Here is a 1,974-nt window from a genome sequence, read left to right as displayed (position 1 = left end):
GGGCCTCCACCCCGGAGGAAGCCCAGAAGGCCGAAGACCAATCGCGCCCGGCGCCCGAGCCGGTGGAGCCGGAAGCATGAGCGCCCGGACGCACATGACCTCGCGCCGAACCGACCGGTGCCCTCTGGTCCACCTCACGCTGGAAGGCCTCTGCTGGCTGGCGGTCGCGTTGCTGATCGCCGCCGCGCTGCTGGACCTGCCGACCACGATCGCTCGGCGGGCGCTCCAGCCCGAGGCCACCGTCGGAGGTCAGCCATGACAGGCCGCCTCCTCGACACCCATGCGATCACCACCTTCCTGGCGCGCCTCGCGCCGCTGAGCGGCGACGCCCTGCACGAGGCGTTTGTCTGCGCGGCGCTGGAAGGGGGTGGCAGCTTCCACGTCCCCGCCGAAGGCCGCGCCGTGCTGACCCTCTACCGGATCACCGCGAACGGCCCGACGGAGGCCGAGGCCATCGCTGCCTGGGACACCCGTGCCCGCGAGGCCGTGGCAGAGGCGGACGCCCTGCCCGCCTACCCCTGACCTCAGACACCGCCACCGGAAAGGACCTGCCATGTTGCACCAGATGCCCCGCGCCGCCGCGCCTGCCCCGGAGATCTCCGAGGGCCCGAGCGCCACCGTCGCCCTCGCCGAGCTTCGGCTGGCCGCCAACCGGTTGTCTCGCGTGATCGAGCGCCGGAACACGATCCCGGCGATTGGCTGCGTGCGGGTCCGCTTCAAGAGCGACCGGCTCACGCTGGAGGCCACCGACCTCAAGATGACCCTGATGCTGGACCTGGAGGCCCAGATTAGCGGGCATGCGGATCTGGTCGTGTCGCATCGGGCGCTGGCGGGCTTCCTGCGCGCCGCTCGGGGGCCGGTGACCATCACCCATATGCGCGGCGAGGACCATGACCGCGTCCGCCTCTCCGACGGCGAGATCCAGGTAACGCTGCAGCTGACTATCCCTCCCGAGGACTTCCCTCGGCCCTTCAAGGACCCCGACGGGATGCCCGGCGCAAGCGCGTTCACGCTCTCCGGCGCGCAGGCGCTGCGGCTCTTCGACCTGGGCCGGTCCTGCATCAGCCGCGAGGAAACGCGCTACTATCTCAACGGCACCTTCCTCACGACAAAGCCGGAAGTCGGGACGCTGCGCGCGGTCTCCACCGATGGCCACCGCATGGCGATCATTGATTGCGACGAGCCCGCCCGCTTCATCGAGGGGCCGCGCGCCGACGGCAGCAAGGCGACCGACCGACCCGACGGCCTCATCGTACCGGTCCGCGCCGTCGATCTGCTGATTGCGATCGCGCGCAAGGCGGGGAACGGGGCCCTGACTTTCCGTGCCGGTCCGCGGCACCTGCTGGTGACGGCGCCGGGGCTGCGCCTGGTGATCCAGGGCATCGACGGCACCTATCCCGACTACACGCGGGTCACGCCGCCGGCCTCCGACGCCTTCACAGCCCACCTGTCGGCCAGCGCCCTGAGCCGCCTGCGCACCATCGCCAGTGCGACCTGCTACGGGCGCAGCCTGCCCCTGCGGCTCGATCCAGGCGCGGGACGCATGTCCCTCAGCATGCCGGATGGCGTCGATCTGAGCATCGCCCTGCAGGGGCATACGGAGCGGGAAGGCCAGACCGCCACCTACAGCCTGGCCCTGCTCTCCGAGTTCGCCCGGATCGCGCCCGCCTTCACCCTCTCCAGTGCCGGGCGCGGAGAGCCCGCCCGCATCGTCACCGAGGACCCCGATGCGCTCTGGGTTCTCATGCCCATGCGCGACTGAGGGGGTGGGACGATGAAGGACATGGGCTTCCCGAAGGCATCCAAGGAGGATGCAGGCCTGAAAGAGACCGAGGCCGATCGCGAGGTCCGCGACGGCGCCTTCCGCGTCGCGGCAGGCGAGCTTCGCAGCTTCATCGAACGCTTCGAGCACTTGGCGGCAGAGAAGAAGGACATCGCGGACCAGCAGAAGGAAGTGATGGCCGAGGCCAAGGG

Annotated in this window: 4 protein-coding genes; all 4 read left to right on the top strand. The window is 70.5% G+C overall.

From position 1 onward, the window contains the following. The first annotated feature begins 76 nt into the window (after nucleotides 1-76). Nucleotides 77-259, top strand: a complete 183-nt coding sequence (locus CVM50_RS19165; RefSeq protein WP_085887041.1) for a hypothetical protein — start codon at nucleotides 77-79, stop codon at nucleotides 257-259. Then, nucleotides 256-522 carry a hypothetical protein gene (locus CVM50_RS19160; protein WP_085887042.1) on the top strand — a complete coding sequence of 89 codons (267 nt, stop codon included), beginning with the start codon at nucleotides 256-258 and terminating at the stop codon, nucleotides 520-522. The genes CVM50_RS19165 and CVM50_RS19160 overlap by 4 nt, the downstream gene beginning before the upstream one ends. A gap of 31 nt (nucleotides 523-553) precedes the next feature. After that, the gene (locus CVM50_RS19155; protein WP_085887043.1) at nucleotides 554-1,762 is read left to right on the top strand and encodes a DNA polymerase III subunit beta; all 1,209 of its coding nucleotides are present in this window, start codon (nucleotides 554-556) and stop codon (nucleotides 1,760-1,762) included. Nucleotides 1,763-1,774: 12 nt separating this feature from the next. Next, the coding region (locus tag CVM50_RS19150; protein WP_232618301.1) for a GapR family DNA-binding domain-containing protein at nucleotides 1,775-1,974 on the top strand (200 nt) is incomplete at its 3' end.

This window comes from Pseudooceanicola marinus (assembly GCF_002786295.1).
Lineage (GTDB): Bacteria > Pseudomonadota > Alphaproteobacteria > Rhodobacterales > Rhodobacteraceae > Pseudooceanicola > Pseudooceanicola marinus.
Note: the sequence above shows the minus strand (reverse complement) of the source record. Positions and strands in the feature narration are given on the sequence as shown.

Bases quoted from the DNA above. Each gene is read 5' to 3' on its own strand.
- CVM50_RS19165 (WP_085887041.1), top strand. From the start codon at position 77: ATGAGCGCCCGGACGCACATGACCTCGCGCCGAACCGACCGGTGCCCT.
- CVM50_RS19160 (WP_085887042.1), top strand. From the start codon at position 256: ATGACAGGCCGCCTCCTCGACACCCATGCGATCACCACCTTCCTGGCG.
- CVM50_RS19155 (WP_085887043.1), top strand. From the start codon at position 554: ATGTTGCACCAGATGCCCCGCGCCGCCGCGCCTGCCCCGGAGATCTCC.